Genomic DNA, 18,834 nt, shown 5'->3' on the forward strand with positions numbered 1-18,834 from the left:
CATCGATCCGGATCACGTTGCTCATCTCTTTGCCGTCGTCGTCATCAGTCATGCCATGCTCCCTTCAATCAGAATAAAGGGAACCGTACCAACCTGAAAATGTGCGAAAAATTTTGTACGTTATCGATTTGTGAGCCGGGCCTATCGGGATCCAGCCGGTGTGATCACCATCGGGTACGGGTTCACCATGGGAAGCCGGATTTTCAGCGAGTGGTGGCGCGGCCGGCACCGCGCCCCGCTGCGCATGGGCGGGAAGATCCCGCGTTCGGCGGCGAACGGGCTATTGCGCACGCTGCTCGACCATGAATACGGCCCGCCGGTGGCCCGCGCCCTGCCGGGGCTCAGCCAGAGCCAGTTCGATGCCTGTGTGTCGGTCGTCTACAATCTCGGTCCCCGGGCGCTGGATTGGAAATGGGCCCGGGCCCTGAAGGGGGGTGAAATCGCGCGGGCGGCCGCGTTGCTGCAATCGACGGGCGTGACGGCGGGTGGCCGGCGCCTTTCGGGGCTGGTCAAGCGGCGGGCGGCGGAGGCCCGGCTTCTGGCCCATGGGGTTTATGGCGCGCCGCGCACAGCGGCGATGGTTGTCGATCCGGATGTCCGGGCCCTGCAGGAGACGCTGAAACGGCTGGGCCACGATCCCGGCCCGCTCGACGGCTTGTTTGGCCCGAAGACACGGGCGGCGGTCAAAGCGTTTCAGCGGACCATCCGAGGCTTGAAGGTCGATGGCGTGCCGGGGCCGGCCACGCGGGCGGCGCTTGCCCGCGCGCGCCAGGACCGGCTGACACAAGTCCTGACGGCGATTGCCGCCCTGTTGACGGCGGCAGGGACCGGCGGTGCGGGTTTCCCGCTCGGCGCGGTCTTGAGCGCATCTTGCGCCGTCTTCGCTCTCGGCTGGCTTTCCGCCATCGTCTGGGCCCATCGCGGCCGCCTGTTGTGCGGAAAAACACAGGGCGGGCGCGCCGGACCGAAATGGCCCGGCTGATCCGCTTCCTTCTCCCACCACACTCGAAAATGGAGCCAGTGCAATGACAGGATGGAAAACGGCCGCGGTGAATGGCGGCGTCGTGGTGACAATGGTTCTTGGCGAAATCCTGAGCCGGTTGTCGTCCGTGGACTGGCATCAGGTCCTGCCGGAAGGATCAGCCGGTTACATGGTCGCCGCGCTGGGCATCGCCAATCTGGTTTTGCGGCATGTGACCTCCGGTCCGGCCGGCTGGCGCAAACAGGCCTGGCGCTGAGGCCAGCAGGTGCGCGCGGCAGACGGGAAGGGGGCATGGCGGATCCCCCGCCAACGCTCCTGACACAAGGCTGGCAGGAGGCGTATCGTAGGCTGACCTTGTCGCATACCAGTCAAGGAGACCATCCATGCCCTTTCAACCCGAGCATTTTGCCGTTTGGTTCGAGCTTCCCGTAACCGACATGACCCGCGCCACCACCTTTTATGAAAAGGTTTTCCAGACCGAATTGAAGCTGGTGGAGGACATGGGCCCCAACCCGTTCGCCATGTTTCCGGTGAAGGCCGACAGCGGGGTCTCCGGCCACATCTATCCGGGCAAGCCGCCTGCCCGGGGAAGCGGGCCGACGATCCACCTGGCGTGTCCGGATGGATTGGAGGCTACGATGTACCGTTTCATCGAGGCGGGCGGGGAAATCGTCTCGGACCCGATCGGAATTCCGGCTGGGCGGTTCGTCTATGCGCTTGATCCCGACGGCAATTCCATCGGATTGTTCAGCGCCTGAGGCGCTGGACCCAACGAAAGATCGACTTTGGCCATGAGGCGTGCCGACCGTCTTTTCCAGATCATTCAATATATGCGCGGCGGGCGGCTTGTCCGGGCCCGTCAGCTGAGCGAGTGGCTGGAAGTGTCGGAGCGGACCATCTATCGGGACATCGCCGACCTTCAGGCCAGTGGGGTTCCGATCGATGGTGCGGCGGGCGTCGGGTACATCCTGCGCGGCGGCTACGACTTGCCGCCGCTGATGTTTTCCCGCGATGAGATCGTGGCCCTGGTGGCGGGCGCCCGGCTGATCCGGGCATGGGGCGGGGCGTCGATGGCCCTGGCCGCCGAGGAGGCTCTCGTCAAGATCAATGCGGTCCTGCCAGATGCGGTCAGAACCCGGACGGAAGATATCGAGATCCACGCGTTCGCGCCTGAAATGACACCCGACGTGCGGTCCCGGATCGATTTTTTCGAAAGCGCTGCAGCGGCCCGGAAATCCGTCTCGATCGCTTATGCCGATGCGGCCGGAAGCCCCACGACCCGGGTGGTGCGGCCGTTGGGCTTGTGGTTCTGGGGCAAGGTCTGGACGCTGGTCGGGTGGTGCGAATTGCGCCGCGACTTTCGCATGTTCCGCCTGGACAGGATGTCGGCGATCGCGGAGACGGGAGACATCTTCCGCGCCGAGCCCGGCAAGACCCTGACCGATTTCTACCGGCTGATGGAGGCCGAAGGGCATGGACGCCCATGACCGGACCCCCATGACCTCACGTGCGTGACCTGACGTGCGTGACCGCCCGCCCGTGATCTAAGGCTTGGCCGCCGCGAATTGATTGCCTCGGATTTCCCGCAGAAGTTTTCGTGTCATGGCCGTCTTGTAGTCGTCGAAATCCCGCGTGACCTCCATGAAGGCGGCGGGCCCGTGCAACACTTCGCGGGCATAGTAGTCGGTGGTGCCCTCAACCTCGCTGACCACGAGCGCGTTGACGGTGATGCCGGCAAAGTCGAAGGCGCTGTAGGCATTTTGCGGGCCGAAGCCTTCATTGTTGATGCCATCACCCGCGACGTCGATGACCCGGCGCCTGCACTGTTCGGGTGCCTGTTTGAGCACGACCGATGCATGGCCGAGTGCATAGCCGAGCGCGGTGGGAAACTCGGTCTCCGATCTTGAGGTTGCGGCCAGGGCAGTGGCAGCCGCCCGCGCGCTGCCCGCATCCGTGAGGAACGTCCAGTCAACCTGTGTCTTTTGCTTGTGCCGCCCGCTCCACTCAAAACTGTGAAACCAGATCCCGCCGACGCTTTCGATGGCTGAGATGACCTCGGGGTCGTTCAGTGCACCGGCCACACCGTCCAGCTGAAGCCGGTGCTCGCGGGCGTCGACGCTGGCGGACACGTCCATCGCCATGACCAGCGCAAGACTGCAGGCGGTTGCCGGAACCGCGCTCAAGCCGGCGCCCAGGGCGAAAACCATGATACCAAGCGCCCGCATGCCCTGTCTCCTCCACTGTGCCACCGCAGCAAAGATAGAGCTTTGACCGTGATCGGACAAATCCACGGGCCTGGCGCGGGCATCTGGTGGCCAAACGCCCTTGGCAAATCATCGCCGTTCAGGTCATGTTCAGGCAGGAACCGATAGAACGGGCCGACAACGTACCAGTCTCATCGGACCCGCAACCTTGGAAGTCATCACGTGACACGTCTGCTTGTTCTTTTCTGCTCGGCTTTTCTGATCTCGACCGCCGCCGGAGCGGCCTGCCTGTCCCAGGCGGAGGCGCGCGCGGCGGTGGCCAGTGGTCAAGCCAGGTCCCTTGCATCCGTTCAAGGCCAGGCTGGCGGGGAGATCGTGAAGGCGCAGCTGTGCCTCGAGGGCGGACGCTACGTCTACCGCCTGTCGGTTCTGGTGAATGGCAAGGTGACCACGAAGGTGATCAGTGCCAACTGAGCCCGCCACATCCTGAAGGAGGCCGAGCCGCCCATGCGCCTGCTTGTTGTCGAAGACGACGCCGACCTGAACCGCCAGCTGACAACCGCCCTCCAGGAGGCCGGATATGCGGTGGATACCGCCCTGGACGGCGAGGAAGGCCACTTTCTGGGCGATACCGAACCGTATGACGCCGTCGTGCTCGATATCGGCCTGCCGAAAATGGACGGACTTTCGGTCCTGGAAAGCTGGCGCCGGGAAGGCCGGTCGATGCCCGTTCTGATCCTGACGGCGCGCGACCGGTGGTCGGACAAGGTCGCCGGCATCGACGCGGGCGCGGACGATTATGTCGCCAAGCCCTTCCACATGGAGGAGGTGCTGGCGCGGGTCCGCGCGCTGGTGCGCCGCGCCGCCGGTCACGCCTCCAACGAGCTGACCTGCGGTCCCGTGCGGCTGGACTTGAGGGCCGGACGGGTGACCCTCGACGGTCATCCGGTGAAACTGACGTCTCATGAATACCGTCTGTTGTCCTACCTGCTGCACCATCAGGGAAAGGTCATTTCCCGGACGGAACTGACGGAACACCTGTACGAACAGGATTTCGACCGGGATTCGAACACGGTCGAGGTGTTCGTCGGACGGCTGCGCAAGAAGATCGGGCCGGACATGATCGAGACCATCCGCGGGCTGGGCTACCGGCTGGGGGCCGAACGTGACGGATAGCACCGGAGCCGCCCCGGGGGATGCCCCTCGCGGCAAGCCGGCGCGGCAACCGTCTCTGGCAACCCGTCTGGTCGCAGTCGCGGCCATCTGGTCCGCGCTGACGCTGATTGCCGCCGCCTTTGTCCTTGTCGAGCTCTACCGGACCGCGGGCGAGCGGGCCTTCGATGCCCAGCTCGATGTCTATGTGAAATCTCTGCTCTCCGATCTTGTCGCGGAAGGCGAGACGGCTGCCGCGCCCACCACCCTTGAGGCGCCGCGGATGCTGGGCGAACCCAGATTCTCGCTTCCCTTGTCCGGCTGGTACTGGACGATCCGTGATGCTGGAACGGACGCTGTGACTTTCGCCTCGCCCTCGCTGGTCGGGGATCCGCTGGTCCTGCCCGCGCCGGACGGGGAGGGGACCCAAAGCGGGTTCACGCCTGGTCCCACCGGCGATGAGGTCAGATTCATGCAGACGGTGATCGAGGTCGGCGGTGAGCCCAGAATCATTGCGGTCGCCATCGCGACCGAGGATTTCCGGGCGGAAGTCGCGGGCTTTGCCCGGCAGGTTGCCATCACGCTGTTTGTTATCGGCCTCGGCCTCGTGGGCGCGGTTTTCTTGCAGGTGCGGGTCGGTCTTCGGCCGCTGGGGCGGCTGCGGGAGTCGTTGTCCAGGGTGCGGCTTGGCGAAGCGGAGCGCATTGATCAGGACCTGCCGCTTGAGATCGCCCCCCTGGCCATTGAACTGAACGCCCTGATCACGTCGAACCGGGAGATCGTCGAGCGGGCGCGGACCCATGTGGGCAATCTGGCCCATGGCCTGAAGACCCCGCTCAGCGTGATCGCCAACGAAGCCCGTGCCCATCCCGGGCCGTTCGCGGACAAGGTCGGCGAGCAGGCCGGGATCATGCAGACCCAGATCCAGCATCATCTGGACCGGGCGCGCATGGCCGCCCAAAGGCGCGTGATCGGTGTTTCGTGTGTTGTTGATCCGGTGATGGAACGGCTCGTTCGCGCGATGTCGAAGATTTACCGCGATAAGGTCGAAACCCTGGAGTGGAGCGGTGCGCAAGCCCTGAAATTCCGCGGCGAGCAGCAGGATCTTGAGGAAATGGCCGGAAACCTTCTCGACAACGCCTGCAAGTGGTCCGCGGGAACGGTCCGGGTTTCCGCCCGGGCCCTGACCGACGAGGGCGGCCGCGACATGGCGGAGATCCGGGTCGAGGACGATGGTCCAGGATTGAGCGAAGAGGAGTGCCGCGAAGCGGTCAAACGGGGGCGGCGGCTGGACGAGACGGTGCCTGGAACCGGACTGGGGCTTGCGATCGTGGCCGATCTGGCCGCCCTTTATGGCGGGCGGCTGGATCTGGGCCGGTCGGAGCTTGGCGGCCTTGAAGCGCGTTTGCGCATCCCCGCGTTGTGACGGCGTTTCGCGGTTTCACTGTTTGAAGGCCTTCCCCGAAACTTTGTGAATAAAGCGGCTCAGTTCAGCCACAAATGCGGTTTACAAGCCATTATCGACGCAACGCGCTTTTGGAGATTCGCATGCCGGCCCGCACTGTCCAGGCCATTCTGCTCTTGGCAACGCTCACGGGGTGTTCCGCCCTTTCCGCGTCCGACCGCAGCGCCGCCGGCTATGGCACCTCGTTCGGCGCGCAAGGAATGACTGTGGCCGATGAAGAGGCAAGCACGGCGATTGCCGTGCTTCAGAACGGAGAGCTGGGAGCGGCGTTGACGGAAACCGACTGGCGCGCGGCGGCGCAAGCCCAGAAACAGGCGCTGCGCGCCGACGGCGTCGGGGCCGCGATTTCCTGGCGCAATGCGCGCACCGGGCGTAGCGGCGAAGTGCGGCCGGGACCTGTTTATGTGGTCAACGACACGACTTGCCGCGAATTCACGCATGAGATGCAGATCGACGGGCGGCAGATGCGCGCGCGCGGGACGGCCTGCCGGGGGGACAATGGGGTTTGGCAGACCCTGTCATGATTGCCGAGCTTCGGCGGTAGGCGACCGGGCAGCCGTCCATCCGCCTCAATACCCTAACGCCTTCCGCGCGTTTTGAAAATCGGGACCGGCCACACCTGCTGCAACCGAAACGTCAACACTTGATTAAGCAAGATTGCGGTATCGTCTGCAAGTTTTTTCAGCAGATCGAAAAATCGGCATGACGGCATCCGGAGTTATTGCGCACAAGATCCAGTCCTATTTGAGCGGGCTCAGCCCCCGGGCCGTGGCAAGTCTTGTTCGCAAACTTGAAAGTGCGCGTGCGGCGGGGTCCCAGGATCCTCATCTCGACCTCATTCTGGCGGCGTCCGCCAAGTTTTTGCGCGCAACGGAGGTCAAGGAAACGCTCTCTCACGACGGAACGCTGCGGCGCGACCAGGTCCAGCGGCTGTTTTTCGAGCCGATCGAGGAATTCCTGATCAACGAAAACCTGCCCAACCGCCAGGAAGGCCGGATCTACCGCCCGATCCTGCCGCGCATTTGGACCTGGCTGACCCGCGACCTTCTGCCCGGAGACGTGAAGACGGTGCTGGCGGCGGCCGAGAACAGCAGCGTGACCGACGATCGGCTGCACGCACTGGTGCAGGCGCTTCGGGCGAGGTCGGTCGATGCGATCGGGACGGCGCTGCATGGCCAGAACGCGAGCGACAAGGAGCGGCGGCGCATCGTGATGGAGATGGGCGGAGAGCGGGGCCTGTCCGAACTGCGCGACACGTTCAAGATCCTGGAGGCGGAAAAATGGCTGGTGCCATTCCTGAAGACCGTGCCCAAATCCTTGAACCACAATCGCTTCAAAGGCGACATGGACGTCCTGAAACTGGTGTCGTGCTGCGCGGAGCGGTATCCCGATCACCTTGCCCTGGTCGCTGCCGCGCTGCTTGAGCGCTCCGAGCAACCGGCGGCCCTGTGCCGGTTCGCGGGACGCCTGGCCCATACGGACGATCCGCGGGTGATCGCGGAGTCGAAATTCGCCCCGTTCGTGGATGTGGTCCTGTCCGAGGCCGAGCGGCTGAATGTCCTGGCCCTCAACCACCGGCAGAACAATCCGGACCCGGTGGCCTTTTCACAGGCCTTGACCGACTTCCACCAGCTTGTTCATCAGGTCGAACTCGATATCGATCTGACGCAAACCCTGGCATGGCGCAAACGGCTGTCCGGCAGCAAACGGGCGCTGTCGGATGTGGTCGCCCGCGAGCTCAGCGGCGCGCCGGGCGCCGTTCGTAGGGCCTTGCAGGTTCCCATGCTGGATCCTGACGGCAGCTTCCAGGAGGACCAAGACACCATCGACGATGCGGTCCGGGCCCTCCGAGTGGTGGTGATGGTCAAACAGGCACCCGATACGTTTGCCATGAACGAAATGGGCAAGCGCACCCGGCAGGCGGTCGAGCAGACTCTCGAGATCATGACGCGCTCGCTTCTCAACGACCTGCCTATGACATCCGGCGGGCAACGCGAGGCCCATGTATCGGCGGTCGACGCCGCGATCATGCTGTCCGAGATTTTCTACGGCAGTGACTTTGCCGCGCAGTTGCGCAGGCGCCGCCACAACGCGCTGCGCCAGGCCGACGATTTGCAGAGCGGCGCGATTCTGCCAGCCAAATCCGGACAGCCGGCCCGGCACCCGGCGTTTGCCGCGCGCCCCTAGAGTGGCGGTTCTGTTTAAAAAAGACCAACAGCGTCAACGGTCCTTGTAGATCCGGGCTTTTCCTTAGACCGGCTGTTTTCCGGGGCCGCGACCTGCCGTCACAGCCGGATTTTCTTGCCTTTCCCATCCGGTCAATGTCTATATTGCACTCATTATGATGCTTTGGATTTTGATCGCGGCGATGACGGCCGCTGCCGCCCTCTCGATCTTGCTCCCGCTGTCGCGGCGGCACGGGGCCGGGGAAGGTGTGCCGAAAGTGGCGGCTGACGAAGCCGTGTACCGGGAACAGCTTGATGAGGTCGAGCGCGATCTGGATCGCTGCCTGATCGATCCGCCGGCCGCCGAGGCCGCCCGCACCGAGATTGCCCGAAGACTGCTGGCGGCGAACGAGCGCAGAAAGTCCGGCAGCGGCAAACCGGGATCTCCGATAGGTGTGCGAGTCGGCAAGGTTATCGCCATTGTCGCGCTGCCGGTTTTCACACTTGGCCTGTATATGGTGTTGGGCTCGCCGGGCATGCCGGACCAGCCGCTCGCCGCCCGTCTTGCGGAACCGCCGGACGGTCAATCGGTCGAGGAACTCGTGGCGCGAGTGGAGCGCCATCTGGCGCAAAACCCGCAAGACGGCCAGGGATGGGCCGTGATCGCGCCAGTCCTGATGCGCATGGGAGATCCGCAAGGAGCCGCGCGGGCCTATGCCAATGCTGTTCGTCTTCTGGGTCCGACGCCCGAGCGGGTCACCGATATGGGCGAAGCCATGACCATGGCGAATGACGGAATTATCAGCGCCTCTGCGCGTGCCGCCTTTGAGCAGGCTGTCGAACTGGACCCCGCGGCGGTGAAACCGCGCTTCTTTCTCGCGCTTGCGCTCGGGCAGGAAGGGCGGACCGAGGACGCCATCGCGGCCTGGCAGTCCCTTTTGGACGGGGCGAACCCGGATGCCTTGTGGGTGCCGGCCGCGCTCGATGAACTGGCCAAGCTCGGCGGCGACATGCCCGAATTCGCCGACCAGCTTAGCGGGCCCACGCAGGAGCAGGTCGAGGCCGCCTCCAATATGGCGCCTGAGGATCAGGCAAGCATGATCGCCGGAATGGTGCAGGGGCTTGCGGACCGTCTGTCCAGCGAGGGGGGAAGTCCGGATGAATGGATCCGGCTCATGCGTGCCTACAGTGTGCTGGGCGACAGCTCCAAAGGACGGCAGGCTTACGAAAGCGCCGTCCTGGCCTACGGCGATCAGCCTGCGGATTTGGCAAAAATCAATGCGGCGGCGCGTGAGCTTGGCTTAGGTGAATCCTGACCGGGGCTCTGCCACGGACAGAACACGGGCGGAGAGGCCCGTTAGCGGACGGACGTGAGATAGGATGACACGGAAACAACGGCGTTTAACGATTATTGGCGGTGCAGGGGCCGTTCTAGCGGCCGCGCTGGCGCTGATCATGGTCGCGTTGAACGACCAGATCGTCTTCTTCCAGAGCCCGACTGACATCGCCCAGGAAGCTGTTCCCCATGGCCAGCGGATCAGGCTCGGTGGCCTCGTGGAGGCTGGAACGATCGAGCGGCATGAGAATGCGACCGTCTATTTCCGGGTCACGGACACCGAAAACACGGTCACGGTCACTTATACGGGCATTCTTCCGGACTTGTTTCGCGAGGGGCAGGGTGTGGTCACCGAGGGTGTGATCCGGCCCGATGGCGTGTTTGAAGCCGACACCGTGCTGGCCAAACATGACGAGAACTACATCCCCGTGGAGGTCGCGGAGGCCTTGAAGGACAAGGGCCATTGGCAAGGCGAAGCGCAATAATCGCCTGTCATCCGGAGGGAAACAACAGGAACGCGAGACATCATCATGATCGTTGAAATCGGCCACTATGCACTGGTCCTTACCTTTGCACTGACCCTTATCCAGTCTGTCGTTCCCGTCTACGGCGCGATCAAGGAGGACGAACGGCTCATGGCGATCGCCTCGCCCGTGTCCATGGCCATGTTCCTTTTGGTCCTGCTGTCCTTCATCGCGCTAACATATGCTTACCTTGCGTCCGATTTCTCGGTTCAGAACGTTTGGGAAAACTCCCATTCAGCCAAGCCGCTGATCTACAAGATCACCGGAGTGTGGGGCAATCACGAAGGGTCGCTGCTGCTCTGGGTGCTGATCCTGGTGTTTTTCGGGGCCCTGGTCGGCTTTTTCGGAGCCAACCTCCCGGCGCCCTTGCGGGCCGCGACGCTTGGTGTTCAGGGGTGGGTGACGGCCGGCTTCGTGCTGTTCATGCTGGCGACGTCCAACCCGTTCAACCGCATTCCGAATGCACCGATGGAGGGCAACGACCTCAATCCGTTGTTGCAGGATATCGGCCTCGCGATCCATCCGCCGCTCCTGTATATCGGCTATGTGGGCTTTTCCATTACCTTCTCCTTCGCGGTCGCGGCCTTGATTCTTGGCCGGATCGACGCGGCCTGGGCCCGCTGGGTGCGTCCGTGGACGCTGTTGGCCTGGTGCTTTCTGACGCTCGGCATCTCGATGGGGTCCTACTGGGCCTATTATGAGCTGGGCTGGGGGGGCTGGTGGTTCTGGGATCCGGTGGAGAACGCCAGCTTCATGCCGTGGCTCGCGGGTACCGCGATGCTGCACTCCGCCATCGTCATGGAAAAGCGGGACGCACTGAAGGTCTGGACCGTTCTGCTTGCCATCTTCACCTTTTCGCTCTCGCTGCTCGGCACGTTCCTGGTGCGTTCGGGCGTGTTGACCAGCGTTCATGCCTTCGCGGTCGATCCGGCGCGCGGCGTGTTCATCCTCGTGCTGCTCTGCCTGTTCATCGGCGGTTCGCTTTCCCTGTATGCCTGGCGCGCGCCGCTCTTGAAGCAGGGCGGCCTGTTCGCGCCGATGAGCCGCGAGGGCGCGCTTGTCTTCAACAATCTGTTCTTGACCGCGGCCACGGTTGCGGTTCTCGTGGGCACGCTTTACCCGCTGGCGCTCGATGCGGTCACCGGCGAGAAGATCTCTGTCGGTCCGCCCTTCTTCAACCTGACCTTCGGACCGTTGATGATCCCGCTTCTGATGGCCGTGCCCTATGGCCCGATTCTCGCCTGGAAGCGCGGGGACCTGCTCGCCGCGACCCAGCGTCTTTACGCAGCGTTCGGTCTGGCGATCCTGTTCACCCTCGTCACCTTCTGGATGTGGGGCATGGACCGGGTTCTGGCGCCGCTCGGTGTGGGCCTTGCCGTGTGGGTCATGGCCGGGTCGATCGCGGAAATCGTCACCCGGGTGAAAGTCGCCGAAATCGGGTTCGGCCGCGGTTTTGCACGGTTGAAAGGTCTTCCCGGATCGGCCTGGGGCACCGCGACCGCCCATTTCGGGATCGGCGTGACGGTGCTCGGTATCGTGACCTCCACCGCTTTTCAGGATGAGAAGGTTCTGACCATGGCCCCGGGCGACACGGTGGACGTGTCCGGATACGCCCTCACATTCGACGGTCTCGCTCCGAGCCGGGGCGCGAACTATGTCGAAGACGTCGGCCATTTCACGGTTCGCAAGGGCGGTGTGGTGATTGCCGAACTCGAGCCTTCCAAGCGGCTTTACACAGCCCGGCAGTTCCCGACGACGGAAGCGGGCATTCACACGCTGGTTTTGTCGCAGATCTATGTGTCCCTCGGCGAGCCGCGCGACAATGGATCGATTGATGTCCGGGCCTATTACAAGCCGCTCATTACCCTGATCTGGATCGGGACCTTGTTCATGGCTCTCGGCGCGGTCTTCTCCATGGCGGACCGGCGTTTGCGGGTGGGCGCGCCCAAACCGGCCGCAAGGCGGGACCGGACAGACGGCGCCGCGCCAGCGCCGGCGGAGTGACACCATGCTGCGATCGATCTTCGCCTTGCTCTTGTGTGCCGCCGTCGGGCTGGGGTCCGCGCTTGCCGTGACCCCGGACGAGGTGCTGGACGACCCGGTTCTTGAAGAGCGGGCGCGGGACCTGTCGCGCAACCTGCGTTGCATGGTGTGCCAGAACGAGTCGATCGACGAAAGCAATGCACCGCTGGCCAAAGACCTGCGCGTTCTCGTGCGCGAACGGCTGGTGGCTGGCGACAGCAATGACCAGGTGATCGACTTTCTGGTCGGCCGGTATGGGGAATATGTTCTGCTGAAGCCGCGTTTCGCAGCCCATACGCTTGTCTTGTGGGCCGCCGCGCCCGTGGCGCTACTGGCCGGCATTGGCGGGCTGATCATGGTCGTGCGCCGCCGCCGGGACAGGTTCAACCCTGTCTCAGCGCCGCCTTTGGATGCGGACGAACAGGCCCGGCTGGACGCGCTGCTCAAGACCAAGGACTGACGGCGCTCACACCGGCAACACCATCGTGTGAGTTGAAGGTCCGGCCTGGCCGGCCTACGTCAGGGGCGCTTCGAGACAAAGCCGGGAGAACCGCCATGGCGCATCGCCGCCCCCTGAAAGTCGAATTCGATGGCGCCCACGGCGCCAAACTCGCCGCGCGGCTCGACCTTCCCGCCGGGAGCATCCGTGCGTTTGCCCTTTTCGCGCATTGCTTTACCTGCTCCAAGGATATTGCCGCCGCGCGCCATATCGCAGAGGCATTGTCGGCCGAGGGCCTTGCGGTCCTCAGATTTGACTTTACCGGACTTGGCGGCAGCGGCGGGGATTTCTCCTCCACGGATTTTTCCTCGAATGTCGAGGACCTCAAACGGGCGGCCGATTATCTGCGCGGCAGCTTTGCCGCACCGCAATTGCTGATCGGACACTCTCTTGGCGGCGCGGCCGTGCTGGCGGCGGCCGGTGACATCCCCGAGGTGCGGGCAGTGGCGACCATCGGCGCGCCGTCGGATGCCGACCACGTTCTTCACAATTTCCACGGTCACATTGACGAAATCAGGGACAAGGGCATCGGCCAAGTGGATCTCGCCGGGCGGGTCTTCACCATTCGCAAGGAGCTTCTCGAAGACCTTGAGAAACAGAAGGTTCGCGAACGCGTGTCCCATCTCAAGAAGGCCTTGCTTGTCTTGCACGCCCCGCTCGACGAGACGGTCGGGATCGACAACGCAACCGAGATCTTTGTGGCTGCCAAACATCCCAAGAGTTTCGTGTCCCTGGACAAGGCCGATCATCTGCTCAGCCGGGAAGCGGATGCGGCCTATGCCGCCCGTGTGATCGCCAGTTGGGCGTCGGGATATCTGGATGAGGAAGCCGTGGCCACGCAGGATCCTGTCCTTGAGGGTGTCGAGGTGGTTGAAACCGGGCTTGGCAGGTTCCAGGCCATGGTGGCCACCGGCAGTCACAGGCTGATCGCCGACGAGCCGGAAAAGGTGGGCGGGTTCGACAGCGGACCGTCGCCCTACGATTATCTGTCCGCGGCGCTGGGCGCGTGCACGGTCATGACCTTGCGCATGTATGCCGAGCGAAAGCAACTGCCCGTCACGCGCATCGCCACCACGGTCAATCACGGCAAGGTGCATGCCGCCGATTGCGCGGACTGCGCGCAAACGCTCCGTGACAGGGGCGGGCGTATCGACCGGTTCGAACGGGTGATCACGCTGGAAGGGGACCTCGATGAGGAGACCCGCGCCCGGATGCTGGAGATCGCCGACAAATGCCCGGTTCATCGCACGCTTGAGGCCGGCGCCGCCGTGGTTACCCGGGAAAGGCGTCCGGACGAGACCTGACCCGGCTGCGGTCAGGCCGCTTCCTTCGGGCTTTCCTTGCGGGCATTGAGCTTGATCTTCATGAGCGACACCAGCCGCCGCGCGTCCGTCTGGTCGAGCATGTGATAGTTGGTCACCCATTTGGTTCCCGTGCTTTCGGGAAACCGCAGGTGCTTGCAGCGCGCCTTGCACACGGCGGCATATTCGGTGTCGTTGATGCCCACGGACCGGCATATGCTTGCGACCCCGGTCGCATCGTACCGGATCATGAGCTCGTGGACGTATTTCAGCTCCAGCCCTGAAAAGACGGACAGCAGGCGGACCACTTCGAGAAGGTTCTTTTCCTGGGCGAGGGCGGAGATCGCTTGGCCAAGCGTCGCCCGCTTCAGACGGATCCCCGCGAGCCATCCCTTGGCATCCATGCGGGTCGGTTTTTTCTGCAAGGGTTCGCCCGAGGCCGCCTGCTTGTCATCCCGGAACAGATCCTCGATCAGCTCCTGGTTCGATTTGCGCAGATGGCGGATCCGGTCGCCAAGCTGGGTGGGAAATTCCCTGACAATCCGTTCGAAATCCGTTTCGCCGATTTCCGCGCCGAGGTTGGAGGCGACCGCCTGGTGAACCTCCTTGTTGCCGCGACTCAACAGAACCTTGGTGACGTTCGCGCTCAAATATTCCCGCTTCGACAGGGCCAGAAGATGTTCCTGGCCCATTGTTTCGGCGATGTCGACCATCATCTCCTGGCTCAGGGACTGCGACTGTTCCAGAATCGCCCGGGCAATCGGCAACTCGTCCCGCGCCATTTTGCCAACAAGGCTGGCCGAAGTGGATTTGACGGTCGCCAGTCTGTCGGACACGAGCTGCCGGTCCGACGGCTTGAGCGAGTTGTAGATCCCGTCCAGAACGCCGTTGTAAACCTTGATCTCGTCCTGCCGCTCGGTTTCCGATCTTTGCTGATACAGCCGGGTCACGTGCTCGACCAGTTCACTGCGCTTTTCAGGCGATGTGTCCTTGGCAAGATTGATAAGGTGATCGAGCATGTGATGGTGCCGCCGTGTTGGGTCGCCTCACCTTACGCCAAAGCTCTAAAATGAAGGTAAAGCGCGCAGCGGTCAGGCGGCCTGGCTTTCCATCGACTTGAGCTGGAGCTTGATGATGGCCAGTGCCCGCCGCGCGTCGGCCTCCTTCAGGACGCGAAAATCGGCAAGCCATTTCTCACCGGCCGATTCCGGGAGTTTCATTTGCCGGCATCGCGCCCTGCACAACGCGCTGTAACCCAGGTCTCCAAGTCCGCAGGCCTTGGAGATGATCGCCAGTGCCTCGCCGTTCCTCCGGCTCATCCCGTTTTTGATGTAAGCCCGGTGGATCCCGGACATCTCGGACAGAAGATGGACGACATCCTCCAGCGCATTCGAGAGCGCCAGGCGCGTGATCACCTTGTCGAGCGAGCGCTGTCCACGGCGGATATCCTGCAGATAGGCTTTTGCCGCCACACTGCGTCCACGGGTCTTGACCTTGTGCTCAGCGATGATGGCACCGGCGCTGCGGAAAAGATCCTCGACGATCTGTGCGTTGGTGTCGAGCAGGCTGCGCAGCTTGCTGGCCGCCTCGTCGGACATCTGCTCGAAAAGGCCTTCGCGCTGTTTTTCATCAAAATCGGGGCGCACGCACAAGGTCTCGCGCAAGGTCGGATCGGATTCGGCGCGTTTGACCAGCATCCGTTCCCCCCATTTGGAGAAGGCCGCGCCCGGATTCGCCGCAAGCGACTGGTGAACCGGAAGATCGCCGCGCTCAATGAGAACATCGGACACTCTTGGCTGCACCTGATCCCGTTGGGAAATCGCGAGCAGGTGCCCTTGGCCTTTGGTCTTGGCGATTTTCAAAAGATCCGCGTCGGTCAGCGCTGTCGCGTGTCTCAGGATGTTTTCCGCTACCGTTTCCTGATCGCTGGCAAGGGCGAAGGCAAGGTCCCGGGAGATTTGATCGATCTTGGCGATCTTTTGCGACAGGCGGCATTTATCGCTGACGCACATGGTTTCCAGGAGCCCCTCCAGCACTTTGTTGAACAGATGGAGCTCGTCATCCTTGTAGATCTCCGCGCCTTCGACGAAGAGTTCGGACACGTGGTCCATGATTTTGCGGCGCTTCTCAGGGCTCTTGGATTGCGCGAGTGCTATAATGGATTCGATCATGGCGGTCCCGTTTGTCGTCCGGGCCATCCGATAATTTGAAAACCTTTCGTTCGAATGAAAATGATCGTCAGTTTCCGCAGTTGTTAAAATGAAAGCAGCGCCGCGCTTCCCGGATTCCGCTTGGTCAGATTTCTATCGGGAAACACCGGACATGTCGGGTCTTCTTCCGTTTATCGCCGGAAAAAAGCGAGAACGAGTTGAAGCAACAGATAGAAAAACACGGGTACGGAGACGAGAATGCCGCCCAGCATGAAGGGGATCCCGATGCTCTCCGGCAGCAGGCTCGGGATGAGGAACACCGTCGCACTGGCAAACACGGCAAAGATGGTGACCCGTTGCGACAGCGTCTTGATGATCTCTTGCCGGTCGTTGTTCATGTCCACGTCCTGTCAATCTCTCTGTCATCCATCCATTTAGGCACCCAACCACGAACCGCCATGCGGTCGAGGCTATTTCAGCGACGTGCGGCGGGTGAAAAGCCGGCGCCCGGTTCGCGCCGGCTTGGGGGTCTTGCGCCGCTCGGGTCGCTGGCCTAGGAAGCCTCGATATCCATTTCTGCCCGCCGATGGGAGCGGAAAAGCCGCGTGACCACCGCCAGCCTGCCGATCCTCTACAGTTTTCGACGGTGTCCGTATGCGATGCGCGCCCGGCTTGCCATCGGTGCGGCCGGGCTGCGGGTCGAGTTGCGCGAGATCGTTCTGCGGGACAAGGCGCCCGAATTTCTGGAGGTGTCGCCATCGGCCACGGTTCCCTGTCTTGTCGACGTGGATGGCACCGTGTTCGACGAAAGCCTCGATATCATGACCTGGGCGCTGGAACGGGACGACCCGGAACGGTGGCTGTCTCCGGAAGGCGGGGACCGGGACGCGATGATCCGGCTGATCGGGGACATCGACGGCCCTTTCAAGCGGCATCTGGACCGCTACAAATACGACACCCGTTACCCGGATGCCGATCGCGTCGGCGAGCGCAGCGCCGCTGCCGATATCCTGCGCAAGCTCGATGCAATGCTTGCCGGGCGCGATTGGCTCTTCGGCACCCGCGCCAGTCTTGCCGATTTCGCGATCCTGCCGTTCGTGCGCCAGTTCGCCAATGCGGACCGGGCCTGGTTCGACGGCGAGGACTGGGACAGTTTGAAACGCTGGCTCGTGGCCTTCGAAACATCGCCCCGGTTCGAGGCGATCATGCGCAAATCGGGCCGATGGTCGCCCGAAGATCCGCCCGTCATTTTCGGTGGTGACCTCTGACGCCGACCTTACCAATCCTTAATCCGCCCGACAGGCGGCGGTAAGATGACCCTTCCTATCTTGGATGGTGAAGCGAGGCCCGGCCCTCCCGCCGGGTTCGCCCCGACATCGCCACAAGAGGATAGCGATCGATGCAAGACCGTCCGTTTCAAACACAGACCCGCTCCTTTTTAAAAACCCGGCGGGGCCGCCTGCTGGCCGGCGCCATGGCGCTTGGCCTTGCGGGTGTTATGACCGCCCAGACTGTCGTCCCTTCCCAACTCGCGCAGGCCGCCCCGGTCCGGGTCGACCGCGCTGCGCCGGCCGATTTCTCCGACGTCGTGCAGGCTGTCCAGCCCGCGGTTGTGAGCGTACGTGTCAAGCAGACCGTCGAGCCGCGCATGATGAACTATCGCGGCGAAGGGTTCGAAGACTTTTTCGGCGACCTGCCGCGTGACCATCCTTTCCAGCGGTTTTTCCGCGAGTTCGGCGGGGGAGAGCCGGACGGACGTGATCGCCGCTCGCCGCGCCAATACGGCCTGTCACAAGGGTCCGGTTTCTTCATTTCCGGCGACGGCTACGTGGTGACCAACCATCACGTGATCGAAAAGGGCACGGAGTTCACCGTCATCACCCAGGAGGGCGAAGAGCTCAACGCCGAGCTGATCGGCGCCGATCCGCGCACCGATCTGGCGCTCTTGAAGGTTCAGCCGCAGGCGGAGGACTTCACCTATGTCCGCTTCGCCGACGATGCGCCGATGGTGGGCGAATGGGTGGTCGCGATCGGCAACCCGTTCGGCCTGGGCGGTTCGGTGACGGCCGGGATCGTCTCGGCCCGTGGCCGCGATATCGGCGCGGGTCCCTATGATGACTTCATCCAGATCGATGCACCGGTCAACCGCGGCAATTCCGGTGGCCCCGCCTTCAACATGAACGGCGAGGTGATCGGTGTGAATGCCGCAATCTTCTCACCCTCCGGTGGAAACGTGGGCATTGCCTTTGCGATTCCCGCCTCGACGGCGACCGATGTGATCATGGACCTGAAGGACGGTGGAACCGTCACGCGCGGTTGGCTGGGCGTGCAGATCCAGGGCGTGACCGACGACATCGCCGAAAGCGTCGGGCTCAGCGAAGCCCGGGGTGCCATCATCGCCGTTCCGCAGGAAGGCAGCCCGGCCGAGGCGGCGGGCTTGCGCGCGGGCGACATTGTTCTGGAAGTCGATGGCCGGGAAATCGAATCCCCGCGCGAACTGTCCCGGGTGATCGCCGCTTTCGAACCCGACACACGGGTCGACATCACCGTCTGGCGTGACGGGCGGGAGCGCGACGTGGAAGTCCGGCTCGGACGGCTGGAAGACAGCGCCGGCGAGGTTGCGGTCAGCCGGGCTCCGGCGGCCGATACCAGCCTTGAAGACCTTGGCCTGCGGCTGACTACCGCCGAACAGGCCGGGCTCGAAGGCGCGGGTGTGGTCATCGCCGATGTCGATCCCGGCAGCCCGGCTGCCGAGAAGCGCCTTCGCCGGGGTGACCGGATCGTCGAGGTCGCCGGGACGCAGGTTCGCACGCCGCAGGATGTGCTGGCGGCCATCGCCAAGGCGGAGGAAGAGGGCCGCAAGGCGGTGTTGTTCCGGATCGAAAGCAACGAAAACGTTCGGTTCGTGGCCCTGCCGACGAACGCGGCCTGACGCAAACCCCACTGCCAGCAGGGACGGGTCCCGACAAGCCCCCCGCACGCCTGTCCTTGTTGCGGCTGCTGGCGGTGACCGGTACAACGGTCGCCGCCAGTA

20 protein-coding genes are annotated in these 18,834 nt (G+C 63.4%); 16 read left to right on the forward strand and 4 right to left on the reverse strand.

Going from position 1 to position 18,834, the window contains the following annotated elements; translation table 11 throughout:
- The first annotated feature begins 130 nt into the window (after positions 1–130).
- From F0184_RS19625 to F0184_RS19640, 4 genes are all read left to right on the forward strand, one after another.
- Positions 131–982 (forward strand): peptidoglycan-binding protein, encoded by an 852-nt coding sequence (locus F0184_RS19625; protein ID WP_208998577.1) that lies wholly within the window; start codon positions 131–133, stop codon positions 980–982.
- A gap of 43 nt (positions 983–1,025) precedes the next feature.
- Complete coding sequence (locus tag F0184_RS19630) at positions 1,026–1,238, forward strand: hypothetical protein (protein ID WP_150497851.1); 213 nt, start codon at positions 1,026–1,028, stop codon at positions 1,236–1,238.
- Between the two features lie 127 nt (positions 1,239–1,365).
- On the forward strand, positions 1,366–1,740 hold the full coding sequence (locus tag F0184_RS19635) for a VOC family protein (RefSeq protein WP_150497852.1): 375 nt from the start codon (positions 1,366–1,368) through the stop codon (positions 1,738–1,740).
- 33 nt (positions 1,741–1,773) lie between these two features.
- Positions 1,774–2,469, forward strand: a complete 696-nt coding sequence (locus F0184_RS19640; RefSeq protein ID WP_150497853.1) for a helix-turn-helix transcriptional regulator — start codon at positions 1,774–1,776, stop codon at positions 2,467–2,469.
- A 57-nt stretch (positions 2,470–2,526) separates the two neighbouring features.
- Here F0184_RS19640 and F0184_RS19645 read toward each other — a convergent pair whose 3' ends face one another.
- Positions 2,527–3,207, reverse strand: a complete 681-nt coding sequence (locus tag F0184_RS19645; RefSeq protein WP_150497854.1) for a DUF1194 domain-containing protein — start codon at positions 3,205–3,207, stop codon at positions 2,527–2,529.
- A 201-nt stretch (positions 3,208–3,408) separates the two neighbouring features.
- On the opposite strand from F0184_RS19645, the gene F0184_RS19650 reads away from it, so the two are divergent.
- From F0184_RS19650 to F0184_RS19695, 10 genes are all read left to right on the forward strand, one after another.
- The gene (locus F0184_RS19650; RefSeq protein WP_208998578.1) at positions 3,409–3,660 is read left to right on the forward strand and encodes a PepSY domain-containing protein; all 252 of its coding nucleotides are present in this window, start codon (positions 3,409–3,411) and stop codon (positions 3,658–3,660) included.
- Between the two features lie 33 nt (positions 3,661–3,693).
- A complete protein-coding gene (locus tag F0184_RS19655) occupies positions 3,694–4,362 on the forward strand; it encodes a response regulator transcription factor (protein WP_150497855.1) in 669 nt (222 codons plus the stop codon).
- The gene (locus tag F0184_RS19660; protein ID WP_150497856.1) at positions 4,352–5,764 is read left to right on the forward strand and encodes an ATP-binding protein; all 1,413 of its coding nucleotides are present in this window, start codon (positions 4,352–4,354) and stop codon (positions 5,762–5,764) included. The genes F0184_RS19655 and F0184_RS19660 overlap by 11 nt, the downstream gene beginning before the upstream one ends.
- Before the next feature lie 122 nt (positions 5,765–5,886).
- Positions 5,887–6,327, forward strand: a complete 441-nt coding sequence (locus F0184_RS19665) for an RT0821/Lpp0805 family surface protein (RefSeq protein WP_150497857.1) — start codon at positions 5,887–5,889, stop codon at positions 6,325–6,327.
- Between the two features lie 178 nt (positions 6,328–6,505).
- A complete protein-coding gene (locus tag F0184_RS19670; protein ID WP_150497858.1) occupies positions 6,506–7,990 on the forward strand; it encodes a hypothetical protein in 1,485 nt (494 codons plus the stop codon).
- Positions 7,991–8,144: 154 nt separating this feature from the next.
- Complete coding sequence (gene ccmI / locus F0184_RS19675; RefSeq protein WP_150497859.1) at positions 8,145–9,284, forward strand: c-type cytochrome biogenesis protein CcmI; 1,140 nt, start codon at positions 8,145–8,147, stop codon at positions 9,282–9,284.
- Between the two features lie 64 nt (positions 9,285–9,348).
- Entirely contained in the window at positions 9,349–9,789 is a 441-nt protein-coding gene (ccmE, locus tag F0184_RS19680; RefSeq protein WP_150497860.1) for a cytochrome c maturation protein CcmE, read from the forward strand.
- 45 nt (positions 9,790–9,834) lie between these two features.
- The gene (locus F0184_RS19685; protein ID WP_150497861.1) at positions 9,835–11,832 is read left to right on the forward strand and encodes a heme lyase CcmF/NrfE family subunit; all 1,998 of its coding nucleotides are present in this window, start codon (positions 9,835–9,837) and stop codon (positions 11,830–11,832) included.
- Positions 11,833–11,836: 4 nt separating this feature from the next.
- Entirely contained in the window at positions 11,837–12,310 is a 474-nt protein-coding gene (locus F0184_RS19690; RefSeq protein ID WP_150497862.1) for a cytochrome c-type biogenesis protein, read from the forward strand.
- Positions 12,311–12,405: 95 nt separating this feature from the next.
- Complete coding sequence (locus F0184_RS19695; protein ID WP_150497863.1) at positions 12,406–13,653, forward strand: bifunctional alpha/beta hydrolase/OsmC family protein; 1,248 nt, start codon at positions 12,406–12,408, stop codon at positions 13,651–13,653.
- An 11-nt stretch (positions 13,654–13,664) separates the two neighbouring features.
- On the opposite strand, the gene F0184_RS19700 is transcribed toward F0184_RS19695, so the two are convergent.
- The 3 genes from F0184_RS19700 to F0184_RS19710 all read right to left on the reverse strand — a co-directional run bounded on the left by F0184_RS19700 (position 13,665) and on the right by F0184_RS19710 (position 16,198).
- On the reverse strand, positions 13,665–14,669 hold the full coding sequence (locus tag F0184_RS19700) for a DUF2336 domain-containing protein (protein ID WP_150497864.1): 1,005 nt from the start codon (positions 14,667–14,669) through the stop codon (positions 13,665–13,667).
- Between the two features lie 72 nt (positions 14,670–14,741).
- Positions 14,742–15,821 carry a DUF2336 domain-containing protein gene (locus tag F0184_RS19705; RefSeq protein ID WP_172972172.1) on the reverse strand — a complete coding sequence of 360 codons (1,080 nt, stop codon included), beginning with the start codon at positions 15,819–15,821 and terminating at the stop codon, positions 14,742–14,744.
- A 170-nt stretch (positions 15,822–15,991) separates the two neighbouring features.
- Entirely contained in the window at positions 15,992–16,198 is a 207-nt protein-coding gene (locus tag F0184_RS19710) for a hypothetical protein (protein WP_150497866.1), read from the reverse strand.
- Between the two features lie 207 nt (positions 16,199–16,405).
- Here F0184_RS19710 and F0184_RS19715 point away from each other — a divergent pair, with 207 nt between their 5' ends.
- Together F0184_RS19715 and F0184_RS19720 are read left to right on the forward strand one after the other, a co-directional pair.
- Positions 16,406–17,068, forward strand: coding sequence for a glutathione S-transferase (locus F0184_RS19715; RefSeq protein WP_208998579.1), 663 nt, complete (start codon positions 16,406–16,408; stop codon positions 17,066–17,068).
- Positions 17,069–17,199: 131 nt separating this feature from the next.
- A complete protein-coding gene (locus tag F0184_RS19720; protein WP_150497867.1) occupies positions 17,200–18,732 on the forward strand; it encodes a Do family serine endopeptidase in 1,533 nt (510 codons plus the stop codon).
- Positions 18,733–18,834 lie beyond the last annotated feature (102 nt).

This window comes from Roseibium aquae (assembly GCF_008711285.1).
GTDB lineage: Bacteria > Pseudomonadota > Alphaproteobacteria > Rhizobiales > Stappiaceae > Roseibium > Roseibium aquae.